This is a genomic window from Mycolicibacter kumamotonensis (genome assembly GCF_002086285.1).
In the GTDB taxonomy this organism is placed as follows: Bacteria; Actinomycetota; Actinomycetes; order Mycobacteriales; family Mycobacteriaceae; genus Mycobacterium; species Mycobacterium kumamotonense.
In genome coordinates, this window is the sequence record NZ_MVHU01000008.1 from 23,993 (window position 1) to 42,161 (window position 18,169).

17 protein-coding genes are annotated in these 18,169 nt (G+C 68.9%); 8 read left to right on the top strand and 9 right to left on the bottom strand.

Annotated elements, in window-relative coordinates:
- Positions 1–27: 27 nt before the first annotated feature.
- From BST28_RS07570 to BST28_RS07590, 5 genes are read right to left on the bottom strand one after another with little or no spacing between them, the layout of a single operon-like run.
- Positions 28–1,191, bottom strand: a complete 1,164-nt coding sequence (locus BST28_RS07570; protein ID WP_083080558.1) for an acyl-CoA dehydrogenase family protein — start codon at positions 1,189–1,191, stop codon at positions 28–30.
- A complete protein-coding gene (locus tag BST28_RS07575) occupies positions 1,188–1,970 on the bottom strand; it encodes an enoyl-CoA hydratase/isomerase family protein (protein WP_083080559.1) in 783 nt (260 codons plus the stop codon). The genes BST28_RS07570 and BST28_RS07575 overlap by 4 nt, the downstream gene beginning before the upstream one ends.
- Positions 1,967–2,884 (bottom strand): acyl-CoA dehydrogenase family protein, encoded by a 918-nt coding sequence (locus tag BST28_RS07580; RefSeq protein WP_083080560.1) that lies wholly within the window; start codon positions 2,882–2,884, stop codon positions 1,967–1,969. Before BST28_RS07580 ends, BST28_RS07575 begins: the two co-directional genes overlap by 4 nt.
- Positions 2,881–4,050: an acyl-CoA dehydrogenase family protein gene (locus tag BST28_RS07585; protein WP_083080561.1), complete on the bottom strand. Its 1,170-nt coding sequence runs from the start codon at positions 4,048–4,050 to the stop codon at positions 2,881–2,883. The genes BST28_RS07580 and BST28_RS07585 overlap by 4 nt, the downstream gene beginning before the upstream one ends.
- A gap of 55 nt (positions 4,051–4,105) precedes the next feature.
- Entirely contained in the window at positions 4,106–5,242 is a 1,137-nt protein-coding gene (locus BST28_RS07590; RefSeq protein WP_083080613.1) for a CaiB/BaiF CoA transferase family protein, read from the bottom strand.
- A 184-nt stretch (positions 5,243–5,426) separates the two neighbouring features.
- Between BST28_RS07590 and BST28_RS07595 the strand changes: the two genes are divergently transcribed.
- The 5 genes from BST28_RS07595 to BST28_RS07615 are packed head-to-tail and all read left to right on the top strand — an operon-like array spanning position 5,427 to position 11,543.
- Positions 5,427–7,028, top strand: a complete 1,602-nt coding sequence (locus BST28_RS07595) for an SMP-30/gluconolactonase/LRE family protein (RefSeq protein ID WP_083080562.1) — start codon at positions 5,427–5,429, stop codon at positions 7,026–7,028.
- Positions 7,025–7,762: a GntR family transcriptional regulator gene (locus BST28_RS07600; protein WP_083080563.1), complete on the top strand. Its 738-nt coding sequence runs from the start codon at positions 7,025–7,027 to the stop codon at positions 7,760–7,762. The genes BST28_RS07595 and BST28_RS07600 overlap by 4 nt, the downstream gene beginning before the upstream one ends.
- Positions 7,759–9,303 (top strand): AMP-binding protein, encoded by a 1,545-nt coding sequence (locus tag BST28_RS07605; protein ID WP_083080564.1) that lies wholly within the window; start codon positions 7,759–7,761, stop codon positions 9,301–9,303. The genes BST28_RS07600 and BST28_RS07605 overlap by 4 nt, the downstream gene beginning before the upstream one ends.
- Positions 9,304–9,306: 3 nt before the next feature.
- Positions 9,307–10,080 carry an SDR family NAD(P)-dependent oxidoreductase gene (locus BST28_RS07610; protein WP_083080565.1) on the top strand — a complete coding sequence of 258 codons (774 nt, stop codon included), beginning with the start codon at positions 9,307–9,309 and terminating at the stop codon, positions 10,078–10,080.
- Entirely contained in the window at positions 10,077–11,543 is a 1,467-nt protein-coding gene (locus BST28_RS07615; protein WP_083080614.1) for an AMP-binding protein, read from the top strand. Before BST28_RS07610 ends, BST28_RS07615 begins: the two co-directional genes overlap by 4 nt.
- Positions 11,544–11,610: 67 nt before the next feature.
- On the opposite strand, the gene BST28_RS07620 is transcribed toward BST28_RS07615, so the two are convergent.
- On the bottom strand, positions 11,611–12,807 hold the full coding sequence (locus BST28_RS07620) for an IS30 family transposase (protein WP_083080566.1): 1,197 nt from the start codon (positions 12,805–12,807) through the stop codon (positions 11,611–11,613).
- 95 nt (positions 12,808–12,902) lie between these two features.
- Positions 12,903–13,685 (bottom strand): enoyl-CoA hydratase, encoded by a 783-nt coding sequence (locus BST28_RS07625; RefSeq protein WP_083080567.1) that lies wholly within the window; start codon positions 13,683–13,685, stop codon positions 12,903–12,905.
- A 186-nt stretch (positions 13,686–13,871) separates the two neighbouring features.
- Between BST28_RS07625 and BST28_RS07630 the strand changes: the two genes are divergently transcribed.
- The 3 genes from BST28_RS07630 to BST28_RS07640 all read left to right on the top strand — a co-directional run bounded on the left by BST28_RS07630 (position 13,872) and on the right by BST28_RS07640 (position 16,180).
- On the top strand, positions 13,872–14,522 hold the full coding sequence (locus BST28_RS07630; protein WP_207570059.1) for a TetR/AcrR family transcriptional regulator: 651 nt from the start codon (positions 13,872–13,874) through the stop codon (positions 14,520–14,522).
- Positions 14,523–14,633: 111 nt separating this feature from the next.
- The gene (locus tag BST28_RS07635; protein WP_083080568.1) at positions 14,634–15,050 is read left to right on the top strand and encodes a Zn-ribbon domain-containing OB-fold protein; all 417 of its coding nucleotides are present in this window, start codon (positions 14,634–14,636) and stop codon (positions 15,048–15,050) included.
- A 14-nt stretch (positions 15,051–15,064) separates the two neighbouring features.
- A complete protein-coding gene (locus BST28_RS07640; RefSeq protein ID WP_083080569.1) occupies positions 15,065–16,180 on the top strand; it encodes a thiolase family protein in 1,116 nt (371 codons plus the stop codon).
- A gap of 9 nt (positions 16,181–16,189) precedes the next feature.
- On the opposite strand, the gene BST28_RS07645 is transcribed toward BST28_RS07640, so the two are convergent.
- Both BST28_RS07645 and BST28_RS07650 read right to left on the bottom strand, forming a co-directional pair.
- Positions 16,190–17,215, bottom strand: a complete 1,026-nt coding sequence (locus tag BST28_RS07645) for a CaiB/BaiF CoA transferase family protein (RefSeq protein WP_083080570.1) — start codon at positions 17,213–17,215, stop codon at positions 16,190–16,192.
- Positions 17,212–18,168, bottom strand: coding sequence for an LLM class F420-dependent oxidoreductase (locus tag BST28_RS07650; protein WP_083080571.1), 957 nt, complete (start codon positions 18,166–18,168; stop codon positions 17,212–17,214). The genes BST28_RS07645 and BST28_RS07650 overlap by 4 nt, the downstream gene beginning before the upstream one ends.
- Position 18,169 lies beyond the last annotated feature (1 nt).

Consider the following 18,169-nt stretch of genomic DNA (forward strand, 5'->3'; position numbering starts at 1 on the left):
CATGCAGGTCCGCGAAATCTGTCGTCGTCACGGTGCACTCGGTTCCCGCGGCAGCCCCAAGCCGCGTTCTCCGATGATGGTGCGCTGGATCTCACTGGAGCCGCCGGGGATGGTCCATTCCCAGGAGCCGATGAAGTCCAGCACCCAGGAACCGGATTCCCACCCGCTGGACAGTGGTTTGGCCAGTGCCGTGTGGGCGGCCAGTCCGCCGATCTCGGTGCCGAAATCGGCGAGGCGTTGCAGCAGTTCGCTGTAGAACAGTTTCACGATCGAGGCGTCGGCCGGACCGGCGGTGCCCGCCTCGACGTCGCGCACCAACCGACGGCACATCGCACGCAGGCCGGTGATCTCGGTCTCGAGCTGCGCCAGCCGGTCGGCCACCACCGGGTCATCGGTGGGGGCGGCCTGCACCAGCCAGCGGAAACCCGCGCAACCCAGCCGCTCGGCCAGCTCGAGCATGGTCATGCCGCGTTCGGCGCCCAGCGTCGCCTGCGCCACCTGCCATCCGGCGTTCTCGGCTCCGATCAGGTTGGCCGCCGGGATCACCACGTCGTCGAGGAAGATCTCGCAGAAGTGCTGGTCGCCGACGGCGTTGCGGATCGGCCGGACCTGGACTCCGGGGGTGGCCATGTCCAGCAGGAAGTAGGAGATGCCCTTGCGCTTGGGTGCGTCCGGGTCGGTGCGGGCCAGCAGCAGGCACCACTGCGCGTAGCTCGCGCCGCTGGCCCACAGCTTCTGGCCGTTGACCACATAGTCATCGCCTACCCGCCGCGCGGTGGTGCGCAGCGACGCCAGGTCCGAGCCGGCTTCGGGTTCGGAGAAGCCCTGGACCCAGATCTCGCCGTCGAGGATCGCCGGCAGATGCCGGCGGCGCTGTTCGTCGGTGCCGGCGGCCAGCAGGGTCGCCGCGGCGTGGTGGATGCCGACGAACGCCAGCACCAGCCGCGGCGCGTCGTGGGCGGCCAACTCCTGATACAGCACGGCCTGATCGGCGACCGACATGCCGCCGCCCCACTCGCGCGGCCAGTGCGGCACCGCGAAGCCGGCGCTGTGCAGGGTGGCGAACCACCGGCGTTGGAAGTCGACGAATTCTCGCTCCCCGACCCCGGTCTGGGTACGGCGCCAGTCCGCCGGGACGTTCTCGCGGCACCACTGGCGCACCTGCGCACGGAAGTCGGATGTGGGAGTCATCGCCGGTTCGCCCGCTTCTGGAAGTCCAGCAGGCGCTCCCGGTGTTCGGCTGTCTTCATGGTGGCCACCTCGGCGGCGAACCCGGCCTGCAACGGCCCGCCCAGCACCTGCGACAGGTACATGTTGACCACCCGCTTGGTGCCCTGCAGCGCCTCGGGCGGCTGGGCGGCGAGCCGTTCGGCCAGCCGATGAGCTTGGGGCAGAAGCTCTTCGGGTGCCACCGCGCGGCTGGCCAGCCCGAGTTCGACGGCGGTGGTGGCGTCGATCCGGTCACCGGTGTAGAGGTACTCGCGGGACCGCAGGATCGGGGTGAGCAACGGCCACAACGCGGCGCCGCCGTCACCCGCCACCAGGCCGACCGCGACGTGCGGGTCGGCGAGATAGGCGGTCTGGCTGATCAGCACGATGTCGCAGAGCACCGCCACGCTGCAGCCCAACCCGACGGCGGGACCGTTGACGGCCGCGATGATCGGCAGCGGGAACCGCAGCATCTCCTCGACGATCGCCGCGCCTTCGCGGATGCTCTCGTCGCGGGCGGATTCGTCGTCGAGGAAGGTGGTGATCCAGTTCAGGTCACCGCCGGCGGAGAACGCCCGCCCCGCGCCGGTCAGCACCACGACGCGGATCGTCTTGTCGGCGGCCAGCTGCCGCCACACGTTGGCCAGGCCCCAGTGCAGGTCGGCGTTGATGCTGTTGAGCTCGTCTGGCCGGTTGATCGTCACGGTACGGACCGGCCCGTCGCCGGTCACCGTGATCGCCTGCGGCAGATCGTATTTCATGCGTAGAGTCCCACCAATCCGGCGCGGCCCACGCGGCGGAGCAGCCGCTCGCGGGTGGCCGAGAGTCCCCAGGGCAGCCGGCGCAGCGGCTGACTGTAGCGCGACAGCCAGGACAGCACCGTCTCGTCGCAGAATCCGACGGCCCCGTGGAGCTGATGGCAGATCCGGAACACCACCTCGGCGGCTTCCAGCGCCGCCGACCGCAGCGCCAGCGCGTCATCGGCCGCTTCGGGGCGCCCGGCCGCGATGCTCCACAGCGCGTGTTTGGCCAGCATCTCCAGCCCGGCGCGTTCCACCTCGGCGTCGGTCAGCTGGAATTGCACGCCCTGGAATGCCGACAGCGGCTGGCCGAACTGCTGGCGCAGCCGCACATGGGCTTTCGTGAGATCCAGCGCCCGGTCGGCCATCCCCAGCAGCGTCCAGCTTCCCAGCACCAGCCCCAGCGCCACCTCGTCGGCACCGTCGTCGTCGACCGCGGTCAGCGTCAGCTCGGCCACCAGGGCCGGCCCGGGAGCCGACACTGCCGCCACGGTGCTGCGCGCACCGGCCAGGGTCACCGCGGCCCAGCGCTTCGGCAGTCCGGCCACCGCAGCGGCGGGGGCGTGCTCGTCGACCACGATCAGCCCGTCGACGTCGAGATCATCCGGCGCCGCGAGGCATTCGGCCAGCGGGTAGGGAACGGCCCAATAGCCGGCGGCCCGGCACAGTGCGGCGGCCGCCTCGAGTTCGTCGGCGTCGGTACGGGGTTTGAGGTCGAAGGCACCCAGCCCGTTCAAGATCGGCGCCACCAGTTGCTCGCGCCCGGCGGGGTCGGCGTCGGCGCGCACCACCAGGTCGTCGCCGCCGGCCGCTTCGAACGCGCGCAGCGCCGCCCGGCCGAATTCTTCGGCGTCGTCGCCGAGTTCGAGAATCATCGCGAACCCGCCAGCAGGGCACGGGAGAGCAGGATGCGCTGCATCTCGATGCTTCCCGAGGAGACGGTGGCGGCCTGCGAGTAGCGCCAGTGGTCTTCGACCTCGGTGCGGAACCACCGCGCCTGAGTTGTGTCCGGCGCTTCGGCGGCGATCTCCATCAGTACCTCCGCGCTCTCCTGATCCAGGCGGGTGACCGCGATCCGGTAGGCGGCGGCGTCTCCGGGTGCGACGCGCCCACTGGCCTGCCGGGACACCACCCGGTAGGCCATCAGCCGGGCGCGCCGGCAGTGGGTGAGCATCCGCACCCAGCGGGCCGCCAGCTCGACGGGCAGGGTCTCCCAGCGTTCGCCGAGCGCGTCCGGGGCCGCGGCCAGCAGCCGCTCGCAGCGGGCATACCGGGCGATGCCCACCCGCTCGAACGCCATCACGTCGGCCACGATCGACCAGCCCGCATCGACTTCGCCGAGCACGTCGGTGTCGGTGACGCGCAGGTCGTCGAAGAACACTTCGTTGAGATGGTGCGGGCCCATCATGGTGCGGATCGGCCGGACCTGGATCGCCGGGTCGTCCATCGGGACCAGGAACACCGTCAGGCCCTGCTGTTTCTTGGTGACCTGCCCTTCCCCGATCCGGGTGGTGCGGGCCAGCAGGAAACACCATTGCGCCATGGTGGCGTAGGAGGTCCAGATCTTCTGGCCGTTGATCAGCCAGCCGTCCCCGTCGCGGCGGGCGTGGGTGCGCAGCGACGCCAGGTCCGAGCCGGCCTCGGGCTCGGAGAACCCCTGACACCAGATCACCTCGCCGGCCGCGATCGGCGGCAGGTGCCGGCGCTGCTGTTCGGGCGTGCCGTGGCGCATGATGATGGGCCCGACCCAGTTCACCCCCATGTACTGCGCCCCGCGCGGTTCGTGATGCGCCCACATCTCCTCGCGCACCACGGTCTGTTCCCACACCGAGGCGTCCGCCCCGCCGAATTCCTTCGGCCAGGACAGGCACAGCAGGTCACGCTCGGCGAGCACTCGGCAGAACCGTTGCGCGGCAGCAAGATCGGCGGGATCGTCGGTGAACGCGCCCGGAAACTGTTCCGGCAGTTCCTGGCTGATCAGTTCCCGCAGCTGTCCGCGCAGCGCATCGGTGCGGGTCCCCATGTCGAAGTCGAGTGTCATGCGCCACTCCTCAGCATCGCTCCGCAAGCTCCGTTCTGCATCGTCGCCGGCGGTGTCATGCGCTGCCCTGCTCGATTCCCAGTTCGGCGAGCACCGCCGCGGTGTGAGCGCCCAGCTCCGGCGCCGGGCCGGCGACCCGGCCGGGGGTGCGTGACAGCCAGGTGGGCACGCCGGGGAAACGCACCGGGCCGTTGGGGGTGTCCACGGTCTCGAACAGGCCCACCGCGTTGAGGTGCGGGTCGTCGAAGAGCGCCCCGGGGGTGTTCAGCGGGGCGGCCGGTATCTCCAGCTCGCGCAACAGCTTCAACCACTCGGCGGTGGTGCGCTCCTTCATCGTCTCGGCCACCAGCCCGTAGACGGTGTCGATTCGTTGCGCCCGCTGCGCCAGGGTGGCGTACTGCGGCGAAGCCCAGGACGGTTGCACCGCGTCGATGAAGGCGTTCCAGTGCTTGTCGTTGTAGATCAGTGCGGCGATCTGCCCGTCGCTGGTGTCATAGGGCCGCCGGTTGGGCGCCACCGTGCGCGGGTAGACGGCCGGGCCCAACGGCGGGTCGAACATCGCGCCGTTGGCGTGTTCGACGAGCATGAACGAGGCCATGGTCTCGAACATGGCGACCTCGACCTCCTGGCCCTGCCCGGTGCGCTCGCGGTGGAACAGCGCCATCATCGTGGCGTACAGGGCGGTCAGCCCGGCGATCTTGTCGGCCATGATGGTGCCCACGTAGTCGGCCCGTCCGGTGAGTTGCTGCTGCACGGCGGGCAGCCCGCATTCGGCCTGGATGGTGTCGTCGTAGGCCGGCCGGTCGGCGTCCGGGCCGCGGCGGCCGTAGCCGTAACAGTTGGTGTAGACGATCCCCGGGTTGATGGCGGCCACCGCGTCGTAGTCCAGGCCCAGTTTCGCCACCGCCTTGGCGCGCATCGAGTGGATGAACACGTCGGCGCCGGCGATCAGCGCGGTCATCGCCGTGCGGCCCTCGTCGGCGCGCAGGTCCAGCACGATGCCGCGTTTGCCGCGGTTGACGTTGACGAACACCCCGCTCATGTCCGGCGCGGGACCCGCCGAGATGTAGCGGGTGGCATCGCCCTCGGGCGGCTCGACCTTGATGACGTCGGCACCCATGTCGGCCATGATCTGCGTGCAGTAGGGGCCCATCACCATCGTCGTCAGATCGACCACCCGCACCCCGCGCAGCGGCCCGCCCGCCGGGGCGTCCCCCGCGGCCCCGGCACCCTCGACGGTCAATTGTTCGGACAAAATACTCCGTTCTGCGTATTGCAGAACACTATTCCGCAGGGGTTATTTGCACGTCAAGGCCGAGGCACCGACTAGCGACGGCTATTGTCTGGACTAACTGCGCTTGATAGCGTCCGGAGTCATGACCGAGCCGCTCTCCCGTGACGGCCTGACCAGTCCGGCGATCGCAGCGGGCTGGCGGCTGCAGCGGATCACCGAACCGAGCCGGCTGTTCGGCGCCAACGGCCTGCGGACCGGCCCGGACGGCCGCGTCTATGTCGCGCAGGTGACCGGCAGCCAGATCAGTGCGCTGGACGTGGCCACCGGCGAACTGGTCGCGGTCAGTCCCCGCGGCGGGGACGTCGTCGCGCCCGACGACGTGGCCTTCGACAGCGCCGGACACCTGTATGCCACCGAGGTGATGGACGCCCGCGTCAGCGTGCTCGACGCCTCGGGACGCAGCCGGGTGCTGCGCGACGACCTGCCCTGCGCGAACGGCATCACCGTGCATCATGACCGGCTGTTCGTCGGGGAATGCCGCGACGGCGGGCGCCTGATGGAGCTCGACCGGGCCACCGGCGCGCAGCGCATCCTGGCCGAGAACCTGCCGTCGCCCAACGCCATGGAGGTCGGGCCCGACGGGCTGCTGTACTTCCCGGTGATGACCGCCAACGAGATCTGGCGGATCGACCCCTACGCCGAGGGCGCCGCACCGCAACGGGTCGCCGCCGATCTGGGCGTGCCCGACTCGGTGAAATTCGACGACCACGGGCGCATCGTGTCCACCCAGGCGGCCAGCGGTGCGGTGTTGCGCATCGACCCGCGCACCGGCGAGCGCACCGTGCTGGCGCAGCTGGCGCCCGGGCTGGACAACTGCACCTTCGTCGACGGCGCGCTGTTGGTGTCCAACTTCAGCGGCGAGATCAGCCGGATCGCCGCCGGCGGCGAGGTGACCACGGCGCTGCCGGGCGGGCTGAACTGGCCGCTGGATCTGACCGTCGACGAGAACGGCACCCTCTATGTCGCCGACGGCACCTACTTCTACGCGGTCGGTCCGGACGGGCGGCTGCACACGCTCGGAATGCTGTTCACGCCCGGCTATCCCGGCTTCATCCGCGGGGTCGCCGCAGTCGGTCCCGGCGACTTCGTCGTCACCACCTCCGGCGGACAGGTCAGCCGCTACGTCCCGGCCGAATCGCGCAACGAGGTACTCGCCGACGGCTTCGACCAGCTCTACGGGGTGACCGCGGGAGCCGCCGGGGTGACCGTCACCGAGTTCGGCACCGGCCGGGTGCTGGGCGTTCGCACCGGCGCGGTCGACGTGCTCGCGCACGGCCTGGCCGGGCCAGTCGGAATCGTGCCCGCCGGTGACGCCGCCTACCTGGTGGCCGAATCCGGCGCCGGGCGGGTGGTGCGGGTCAGCGCCTCCGGCGTCGAGACGGTGGTCGACGAATTGTCGTGCCCGCAGGGCATTCTGGTGGCCGACCGCCGCCTCTACGTCGTCGACGCCGGTGCCCGCCGGGTACTCGCCGTCGACCTCGACACCGGGGCACGGCACGACATCGCCGATGGGCTGCCGATCGGTCCGCCGCCGGGCGTGGCGCCCAAGCCGCTGAAGGGCATGCCGCCGTTCTCCGGTCCGCAGGGCCCCTTCGCCGGCATCGCACGCGGGGCCGACGGCACCCTGTTCGTCGCCGCCGACGGGGACGGCAGCGTGCTGGCACTACACCCGGTCGGGCCGTGACCGACCACCGCTACCTGAAGGTCGCCCGGGTGCTGCGCAAGGAAATCGCCGACGGGGTGTATCCGATCGGCTCGCAGCTGCCCACCGAACACGAACTGTGCGAACGGTTCACCGTCAGCCGCTACACGGTCCGCGAGGCGCTGCGGCGGCTGCGAGAGGACAACCTCGTCGTCTCCCGGCCCCGCGCCGGCACCGTGGTGATCCCGCGCACCGCGACCAACTGCTACGCCCACGACGTGGTGTCGATCGACGATCTGGTCGCCTTCGCGGCCGGCTCCACCTTCGAGATCGACGCCAACACCATGATCACCATCGACGACGACACCGCCGCGCGCACCGGCCTGCCGACGGGTAGCGGCTGGCTGACGGTGCGCGGCAATCGACGCACCGAGAGCCAGGCTGCGCCGATCTGCCGCACCGAGTACTACATCAACCGGGCCTTCGCCGGCGTCGGCCGCCTGCTGCAACGGCATTCCGGCCCGATCTTCCCGTTGATCGAGGACATGTTCGGGGTCAGCGTCGTCGAAGTGCGCCAGCACATCCGGGCGGTGATCATCACCGAAGAACTCGCCGAAAAGCTGGTGGTCGATCCCGGCGCCGCCGCGTTGCAGATGCAGCGCACCTACACCACCTCCGAGGGCGAGATCGCCCAGGTCACCGTGAACACCCACCCCGGCGACGACTACCGGTATTCGATGACGCTGCACCGGGTGACGGGACCGAGCGGTCCGTGACGACGCTGGGCGACACCCTGGCGCAGGCCGCCGCGCAGACCCCGCAGCGGGTGCTGCTGATCGACGGTGATGTCCGGATGACCTGCCGGGAGCTGCACACCCGGGCCGCGGTCCTGGCGCAGGCGATGCTGGCGCGCATGCCCGGCGGCAGCGTGGTGTCGTTCATGCTGCCGAACTGGCACGAGGCCGCGGTCGTCTACCTGGCCGCGACCCTGGCCGGGATGGTGGTCAATCCGATCCTGCCGTCACTGCGAGACGCCGAACTGAAGTTCATTCTCACCGACTCGGACAGTCGAATGCTGTTCGCGCCGGTGACGTTTCGTGGCCACGACTATGCCGCGATGCTGACCCGGGTAACCGGCGCGATCACCGAGCCGCCGGAGGTGGTGCTGGTGCGCGCCGCCGAACCGGCCGCCCACACCGACTACCGCGCGCTGATCGACGCCACGGTCGAGCCGGTCGGCCTGCCGCAGGTCGATCCCGACGCCGTCCGGCTGCTGCTGTACACCTCGGGCACCACCGGGCGCGCCAAAGGCGTTCTGCACAGTCACAATTCGATCAACTCCTTGATCCGGCAGCTGGGCCGATACTGGCCGGCGACGACCGGCGCCACCTTCCTGGTGCCGTCCCCGATCGCCCACATCGGCGGGTCGATCTACGCGTTCGAGGCCCCGCTGCTGCTGGACGCCACCGCCGTGCTGATGGACACCTGGGATGCCGATGCGGCCGTGCAGCTGATGCTCGCCGAACACTGCACCCACGTGGCCGGGGCGACACCGTTTCTCGTCCAGCTGCTCGCCGCGGCCCGTCGTGCCGGCACCCGCCTGCCCGACCTGAAACTCTTCGTCTGCGGCGGCGCGTCGGTCCCGGCCTCCTTGATCCGGGAAGCGGCCGGCTACTTCGACTCCGCCGCCGTCACCCGGGTGTACGGGTCCAGCGAGGTTCCGGTCAGCACCGTGGGTGCGGTGGGCGCCGGCGAGCTGTCCTACGCCGCGGAGACCGACGGCCGGGCCGGGATCGCCGACATCAAGTTGGTCGGCCACGACGGCGCCCCGCCGGGCGAGGGTGAGATCTACGTCCGCGGACCGCAGATGCTGGTGGGCTATCTGCACCCCGAAGACGAGCGCGACTGCTTCGACGCCGAGGGCTACTTCGCCACCGGGGATCTGGGCCGTTGGGTCGACGACGACTATCTGGTCGTCACCGGCCGGCTGAAAGACGTCATCATCCGCAACGGCGAGAACATCTCCGCGCGCGAGGTGGAGGACATCCTGGCCGGCCATCCCGGAATCGCGGAGATCGCGGTGGTCGGCGTGCCTGATTCGCGCACCGGCGAACGCTCCTGTGCCGTGATCGTTCCGGTCGGCGATACCCGTCCCGATGTCGCGGAGTTGCGCGCCATGCTGACCGCGCACGGTGTCGCGGTGTTCAAGGCTCCCGAACAGGTGGAGATCTGGGACGAACTGCCGAAGAACGATGCCGGCAAGGTGGTCAAGCAGCACATCCGGGCCGTGCTGGCCCGCACTAAGGTAGGTGATTGAGCGATGCAGGTGGCGATCGTGACCGGCGCCAGCAGCGGAATCGGATTCGGCTGCGCCACAAAGTTTGCCGAGGACGGTGTGGCGGTGCTGGCCACCGGCCGCGACGAAGAGCGATTGGCGGGTCTGGCCGCCGCGGTCGCCGACCCGGATCGCATCGCCACCCTGGCCGTCGACCTGACCCGAGACGACGCGCCCGGGCAGATCGTCGACGCCGCGCTGGCCCGTTGGGGCCGGGTGGACTACCTGATCAACAATGCCGGCCTCGGCAGCCCCAAACCGCTGCACGAGACCGACGACGCAACCCTGGACCAATTCCTGAATGTGATGCTGCGGGCGCCATTCCGGCTGGCGCGCGAGGTGCTGCCGCACCTGCGTCCCGGATCGGCAATCATCAACGTCACCTCCACCTTCGCGGTGGTCGGCGGCCTGCGTGGCGGGGCGTACTCCGCGGCCAAGGGCGGCCTGACCGCGCTGACCACCCACATCGCCTGCCAGTACGGCGCGCAGGGCATCCGGTGCAATGCGGTGGCGCCCGGGGTCACCGTCACGCCGATGGTCGAAAAGCGCCTCGACGACCCGCGATTCCGCAAGATCAACACCGAGATGACGCCCTACCCGCGGCTGGGCCGGGTCGCCGACATCGCCAATACCATCGCGTTCTTGTGCTCGGAGGGCGGCGCCTTCATCAACGGCCAGACCATCGTCGTCGACGGCGGCTGGAGCTCGACGAAGTATCTCTCGGAGTTCGGGCTGGACTCCCAGTGGGTCCGGCCGTGAACCTGTTCACGTGCCTGGATCAGGCCGCGGCCCGATTCGGCCGGCGGGGGGCGGTGTATTCCGGTGAGCGCCAACTGCATACCTGGGGCGAGCTGGCCGATCGCGCCCTGCGGTTGGCGGCATCGCTGCGCGGGGAGGTGGCACCCGGTGCGCGGATCGCCATCGCCAGCGAGAACCGGCCCGAGATCATCGAGCTGATGTTCGCCACCTGGGCGGCCGACTGCGTCGTGGTTCCGCTCAACTACAAGCTGCACCCGCGGGAGATGGCCCAGATCATCGAGGACGCCGGGGCGAGCCGGGTCTTCGCCTCCCCGAAGCTGGCGCCCGGCCTGGCTGCGGTCGTCGGCACCCCGGTCGAAACCCTCGGCGACGCGGCGTATCTGGAGCGATTCCACAACGAGCCGTGCGCAGCACCGGACCCGGATCCGGATCGGCTGGCGTGGCTGTTCTACACCAGCGGCACCACCGGACGCTCGAAGGGCGCGATGCTGACCCACCGCAACCTGATGGCGATGACGACCGCGCATCTCGCCGATCTCGACGACCCCGACGCCGACTGCAGCCTGGTCCACGGCGCACCGATGTCGCACGGGTCCGGGCTGTACATCGCGCCGTATGTGCTGCGCGGGGCCCGGCAGGTGGTGCCGGCGTCGGGTGCGTTCGACGCCGAGGAGTTTCTCGATCTGTGCGGGCACCATCCTGGCGCCACCGCGTTTCTGGCGCCGACCATGCTGAGCCGGCTGGTCGACACCGGCCGGGCCAAGCCGGCGAACCTGCGCAAGATCATCTATGGCGGCGGCCCGATGTACCTGGGCCAGCTCAAGCGCGCGCTGGCGGCGTTCGGGCCGGTGTTCGCCCAGCTCTACGGGCAGGGCGAGGCGCCCATGACGATCACCGGCCTGAGCTGCGCCGACCACTGCGGTGACGACGCGATCCTGGCTTCGGTGGGCCGGCCGCGCACCGGCGTGCAGGTCGCGGTGTTGCGCGACGACGGGACGCCGGCCCCGGCCGGGGAGATCGGTGAGATCGTGTGCCGCGGTGACGTGGTGATGGCCGGTTACTGGAACAACCCCGATGCCACCGGCGAAACCCTCCGAGACGGCTGGCTGTTCACCGGCGACAAGGGCTTCTTCGACGAACGCGGCTACCTCGCCTTGCGGGACCGCTCGAAGGACGTGGTGATCAGCGGCGGCTCCAACATCTATCCCCGGGAGGTCGAGGAGGTGCTGCTGGAGCACCCCGGTGTCGCCGAGGCCGGCGTGGTGGGTGCGCCGGACGCCGAGTGGGGCGAGATCGTGGTCGCCTTCATCGTGGGCGACGTGTCGGCCGCCGAGCTGGACGCACACCTGTTGGAACGCATCGCCCGGTTCAAGCGCCCGAAACGCTATGAGTTCGTCGACGCGTTGCCCAAGAACAGCTACGGCAAGGTGCTCAAACGCCAGCTGCGCGCCCGGCTGGGCTGAATCCGGGCCGCGAGATTGCACTCACGCAGGCAAAAGACGCTCAAAGTCAAGCGGTTAGTGCATTTCCTCATGCTGCTTGCTTGATCAGGGCGGCTAGGCGTTGGGCTGGGGTGTCGAGATCCAGGGTGGGTCGGGGCCGGGTGTTGAGCTTGTCTTGGATTCGTTTGAGGTCGGCTTTGGTGTAGCCGCTGAGGTCGGTGCCTTTTTCGAACCAGAAGCGCAGCAGTCGGTTGGTGTTCTCGTTGCTGCCCCGCTGCCAGGGGGAATGGGGGTCGCAGAAATAGACCGGGGCCTGTAGTTGCAGGCTGATGTCGTGCCAGCCGGCCATCTCACTGCCGCGGTCCCAGGTGATGGTGCGGCGCAGATGAGCTGGCAGCTCGTTCATCGCCTCGATCATCGCGGTGGCCACCGAATCAGCGGTGTGGTCGTGGGGCAGGTGCAACAAGATGGTGAATCGGGTGCTGCGTTCGACCAGGGTGCCGATCGCGCTGGCGCATCCAGCACCCAGGATCAGGTCGCCTTCCCAGTGACCGGGCACCGCACGATCGTCAACCTCGGCGGGGCGCTGGCTGATGGTGATGACGTCACTAAATTTTCCGCGGCGCTCGGTATGGCCGCGGGACTTGCGGCCTGCGCGTTTGGTCGACAAGCACTTGTGCAGCTCGGCGCGCAGTTGACCGCGGCCTTGCACGTAGAGGCACTTGTAGATGGTTTCGTGGCTCACCCGTGCCAGCCTGTCATCGGGGTGGTCCCGGGCCAACATCTCGGCGATGAGCTTCGGGCTCCACCCGTCGTCCATCCATCCTTCGATGGCGGCGCACAATGTGCTGTCGTTGAGTTTGAACTCCTTGGGCCGCTTGGCGTTGTGAGCGGCCCGAGCATGTGCCAGCCCTGCGTGGTAGTCCCCGCCAGGAGTGCTATTCCGTTTGATCTCCCGGGAGATAACGCTGGCATCGCGGTCGAGTTGGCGGGCAATGTCGGCCTGTATGAGCCCTTGATCGAGCCCGCGCATGATGCGAAGGCGTTCGTCATAGCTGAGCCGGTGACCACGCCCGCCAGTGCCAGTCAGATCGCCGGGTTCGGCCAGCCCGAGATCGCCTTTGCCGGTCATCAGTTTCATACCGCCAGCTTTGCTCCACCACTGTCGGCCGACATTGCGTGACACGCCTAGCTGGCGTTCGGCCTGCATCACCGAGGTGCCAGCACACACCAAATCGAAGAACTGCCTTCGCATCGGCCACGGAGTCGGGAACCCAGTCGGCATTGCAACCTCCTAATCAGCGACGTTGCATTGACCGTATGAATCTGCCCGCGAAAGACGTGCGTGGTTGCAATCTCGCGGCGGAATGAAGCCCCGGCTTACTCGACCTTCGCCTTCATCTGGTCGAGGTTGACCAGCACCGGCCACCCGCACACCGACAGCGCGTTGCCGTGTCCGGTTTCGTGGATGTCGAACGCCGACTGGATCGCCGAATGGAAACCCTGCACATCCAGGGTCTGATTGACCGCGCGTTTGGCCTGCCGCAGCGCGAACGACGGCATGGTGGCGATGTGCTCGGCGAGCCGGCGGGTCTCGGCGTCCAGCTCATCGCGCGGAACGACCTTGTTGACCATCCCGGTCTGCTCGACTTCCTGTGCGGTCATCGCGCGCCCGGTGAACAGGATCTCCTTGGCCTTGCGCGGACCCAATTCCCAGGTGTGGCCGTGGTATTCGACACCGCCGATCCCCATCAACACCACCGGGTCGGAGAATTGGGCGTCGTCGGCGGCGATGATCAGGTCGCACGGCCAGCACAGCATCAGCCCGCCGGAGATGCACCGGCCCTGCACCGCGGCGATCGACGGCTTGGGCACGTTGCGCCACCGCAGCGTGTACTCCAGATAGCGCTTGCACTCGTGCTTGTAGATGAACTCCAGGGTGACCTTGTCGGGCACCGGGCCCCCGCCCTTGAGATCGTGGCCGGCCGAGAAGTGTTTGCCGTTGGCGCGCAGCACGATGACCGCGACGTCGTCATCGTCGGCGGCGCGGGTCCAGGCCGCGTCGAGTTCGTCGAGCAGCTCGGGGTTCTGGGCGTTGGCCGCCTCCGGGCGGTTGAGGGTGATCGTCGCGATCCGGTCGGCGACCTCGTAATCGATGTACATGGACGTCCTTACTGCGTTGCGGCATCGGTACCGGGCGACCCAATGCGAGAAGCTGCTTCTCTTAAGAGGAAAGTTACCATCTTCGAAGTCGGGACGGCAGCGCCCAGAACGGCGCCGTCGCCACGGCCTCATTCTCCGGTAGGGTGCATTCGTGTTCTCCCAAAATGGCAATTACCGGAGCCGCTGGTGAGTAACCCCGAAGAGGAGCCCGTCTGGAAGCAGCGGGCGGTCGAGCGGTCGATCAAGACCGCGCGCCTGCGGGCCGCCCAGCGCGTTCAGCGATTCCTGGACGCCGCCCAGGCCATCATCATCGAAAAGGGCAGCACCGACTTCACCGTCCAAGAGGTCGTCGAGCGCTCACGGCAATCGCTGCGCAGCTTCTACCTGCAGTTCAACGGCAAACACGAGCTGCTGCTGGCGCTGTTCGAGGACGCCCTGAGCCGAACCGCCGACCAGATCCGGGCCGCCACCGAAGCCAAGACCACACCGCTGGAACGGCTCAAAGTGGCCGTCGCGCTGCTCTTCGAGCTCTCCCGGCCGGACCCGTCGGCCAAGCGCCCGCTGTTCACCGACTTCGCGCCGCGGCTGCTGGTTTCGCACCCCACCGAGGTCAGAGTCGCCTTCACCCCCTTGCTGGGTCTGCTCACCGAGCTGATGGAGGCCGCCGACGAGGCCGGCGAGCTGCGGCCCGGAGTGAACGCCCGGCGCATGGCGGCGATGACCATGCAGACCGTCATGTTCGTGGCCCAGTCCAGCGCCGACTCCGACGATCCGGCGGCCCATCCCCTCACCGCCGACGAGGTGTGGGACTTCTGCGCCCACGGCATCGCCGACTGACCCGCTCTCCCCCGCCCCTCCCCGCGGCTTCCCATGGCGTAGACACATATGCTCTAATCGAGAATGTGATTTCCACGTTGTGTATGCGCTCCTCTGCGGTGGGCCCCGCCAATGCGTAAAGCCCTGGCTCCCGACGTCACAAACTGGCCCGACGAGAACCCGGCCCTGATCGGCAGTCGATGCGACGACTGCGAGGCGACGGTGTGGCCCCGCCAGGACCACTGCCCGCGCTGCAGCGGCCCCCGCATGCAGGATCTGCTGCTGCCCCGGCGCGGAACGCTGGAGGCGTGGACGACCCAGGGCTTCGTGCCGAAACTGCCCTACGCCGGCGGCGAATCCGCCGAGGGCTTCACGCCGTTCGGGGTCGGACTGGTGCGGCTCGGCGACGTGATCAAGGTCGAGGCCCGCCTCACCGAATCCGATCCCGCCAAACTGAAGTTCGGCATGGACGTTGAATTGACCATGGTCCCGTTCTATGTCGACGACGACGGAGCCGAGATCCTCACCTGGGCTTTCCAGCCCGTCTAAGGAGCCAGCGAAAGATGACGGTAGCGAACAACGATGTGGCGATCATCGGCGTCGGCCTGCACCCGTTCGGCCGGTTCGACAAGTCGGCGATGCAGATGGGAGCCGAGGCGATCCACGCCGCGCTGGCCGACGCCGGCGTCGAGTGGCGCGATATCCAGTTCGGCGTCGGCGGTAGCTACGAGATCTCCAACCCCGACGCGGTGACGCGGCTGGTCGGGCTCACCGGTCTGCCCTTCACCAACGTGTTCAACGCCTGCGCGACGGCGGCTACCGCCACCCAGGTCTGCGCCGACAACATCCGCTCCGGCAAGTACGACATCGGCATCGCGATCGGCATGGACAAACACCCCCGCGGCGCGTTCACCGACGATCCGGCCAAGCTGGCGCTGCCCGCCTGGTACGCCGAGAACGGGCAGTTCGTCACCACCAAGTTCTTCGGCATGAAGGCCAACCGCTACCTGCACGACCACGGCATCTCGCAGGCGACGCTGGCCAAGGTTGCCGCCAAGAACTTCCGCAACGGAGCGTTGAACCTCCTCAATTCGACGGTGCTCAACTACCCGCTGACCCAGTACATGTTCTGCGCCCCGGATGAGGGCGCCGCGGCGGTGGTCATGTGCCGCGGCGACATCGCCCACCGCTACACCGACAAGCCGGTGTATCTGAAGGCCACCGAGATCCGCACCCGCACCTACGGCGCCTATGAGGTGCACGGGACGTCGGCCCCGATCGAAGAAGACGTCGCGCCGACGGTGTATGCAGCGCGCGCCGCGTTCGAAATCGCCGGTGTGGCACCCGACGACGTCGACGTGGTCCAGCTGCAGGACACCGACGCCGGCGCCGAGGTCATCCACATGGCCGAGTGCGGCTTCTGCGCCGACGGGGACCAGGAGAAGCTGCTGGCCGACGGCGCGACCGAGATCTCCGGATCGCTGCCGGTCAACACCGACGGCGGGCTGATCGCCAACGGTGAGCCGATCGGGGCCTCGGGCCTGCGCCAGCTGCACGAGCTGGTGCTGCAGCTGCGCGGCCAGGCCGGTGAGCGCCAGGTGCCGGGCGAGCCCAAGGTGGGGTTCGCCCAGGTCTACGGGGCACCGGGCACGGCGTCGGCCACGATCGTCACGGTCTGAGCCGGCGCGTCACTTCCCCAGCGCAGGCGGCGGCCGATACGTCGGCTCATACCCGTCGACGCGAATCGGGCTGGCCACCAACCGGAAATCGCCGGCCGTGACGATCGCGTGGGTGTATTCCTTCAGCGCCTCGGGCAGCGTGCGAACCGCGGCGGCCGGGATGCCCAGTGGCCGCAACCGCCGCTCCCAGCCGGCCGCGGTGTCGCCGGCCAGCGCGGCGGTGACGACGGCGAGCACCTCCTGGCGACGGGACACGCGCTCGGCCATGGTCGTGAAGCCGTCGATGCCGGCTTCGGTCGCGAAGGCCTTCCAGAACCCGTCATGGGTGACGAACAGCGCCAGATAGCCCTCAGCTGTCGGAAACAACTGGGCCGGAACGTAGTACGAGTGCGCTCCGTGCAGAAACCGTTGCGGTTCGATGCCGTCGTTGAGGTAGGCCGACGCCCGGTAGTTCAGTTGGGACAGCATCACATCCAGCAGCGACACTTCGACTTGGCCGCCGCGTCCGCTGACGATCTGGGCCAGCAGACCCAGGGCGGCCGCCATCCCGGTGGAGTTGTCGGCCGACGAGTAGCCCGGCAGCGTCGGCGGGCCGTCCGGGTCGCCGGTCATCGCGGCAATCCCGGTGGCGGCCTGGATCACGTAGTCGAAGGCCGGTTCGTCACCGCCGTCCAGCCCGAACCCGGTCAGCGCGACGCAGACGATGCGCGAATTGAAGCGCGACAGTGCCGAATAAGTGAGCCCGAGCCGGCGGATCACCGACGGCTTCATATTCACCAGCAGCGCATGGGATTGCGCGACCAGCTCGCCCAGCCGCGCCTGCCCCTCCGCCGACCGAAGGTCCAATTCAACGCTGCGCTTGTTGCGGTTGAGACTGGCGAAGTAACTCGGGCCGACCTCACGGGAGATCTCCCCGCCCGGTGGTTCGATCTTGATGACCTCGGCGCCGAGGTCGGCCAGCAGCATCGTCGCGTAGGGACCGGCGAGCATCACTCCCACTTCGAGGATGCGGATCCCCGACAGCGGTCCGGTCACCGAACTTCCTCGGCAAGCGCGGCGATCACCTCGCGGGTGCGGCGCTTGGAGGCGATCAGCTCGTCGCGGTTGGCACCGATCGGCAACAGGCGCACCGACAGGTCGGTCACCCCGGCATCGGCGAACTGCTTGAACCGCTTCAGGATTGACTCCTCGTCACCGGCCGCACACAGGTCGCCGACATCACGGGCCGAACCGCGGTCGAGCAGCCGCTGGTAGTTGGGCGAGGTCTCGGCCTCGGCCAGGATCCGGTTGGCGCGCTCCTTCGCGGCCTCGATCTCGGAGTTGGCGCACAAGGTGACCGGGATCCCGGCGACGATGCGCGGCGCGGGTTTGCCCGCATCCGCGGCGGCCTTGTTGATCCGCGGCGCGATGTGTTCGGCGATCGCCTTCTCGTCGGCCATCCACAGCGAGGTGCCGTCGGCGTGCTCGCCGGCGATCCGCAGCATCACCGGGCCCAGCGCCGCCACCAGCACCGGCATCTTCGGCTCGGCCCCGAGCGCGGTCGGGTTGTGCACGGTGAAAGTGTCGTTCTCCACGTCGACAGGACCGGGCCCCGACAGTGCCGCGTTGAGCACCTCCAGGTAGTCGCGGGTGTAGGCGGCCGGCTTGTCGTACGGCAGTCCGAGCATGTCCCGAATGATCCAGTGGTGCGACGGCCCGACGCCCAGCGCCAGCCGGCCACCCGAAATGGCGTTCACCGAAAGCGCTTGGCGGGCAAGCGCGATCGGATGCTGCGCCTGCAGCGGCACCACGGCGGTGCCCAGCTCGATCCGGGTGCTGTGCGAGGCCATCAGCGCCACCATGGTCAGCAGGTCGAAGTCGTCGGGCACCTGGGGCATCCACGCGGTGTCCAGCCCGGCCTCATCGGCCCACTCGATGTCGGCGATCAGCTTGGCGACCTTGCGCGCCATGTCGCCGCGCTCGGCCCCGATCATCACTCCCAATCGCATG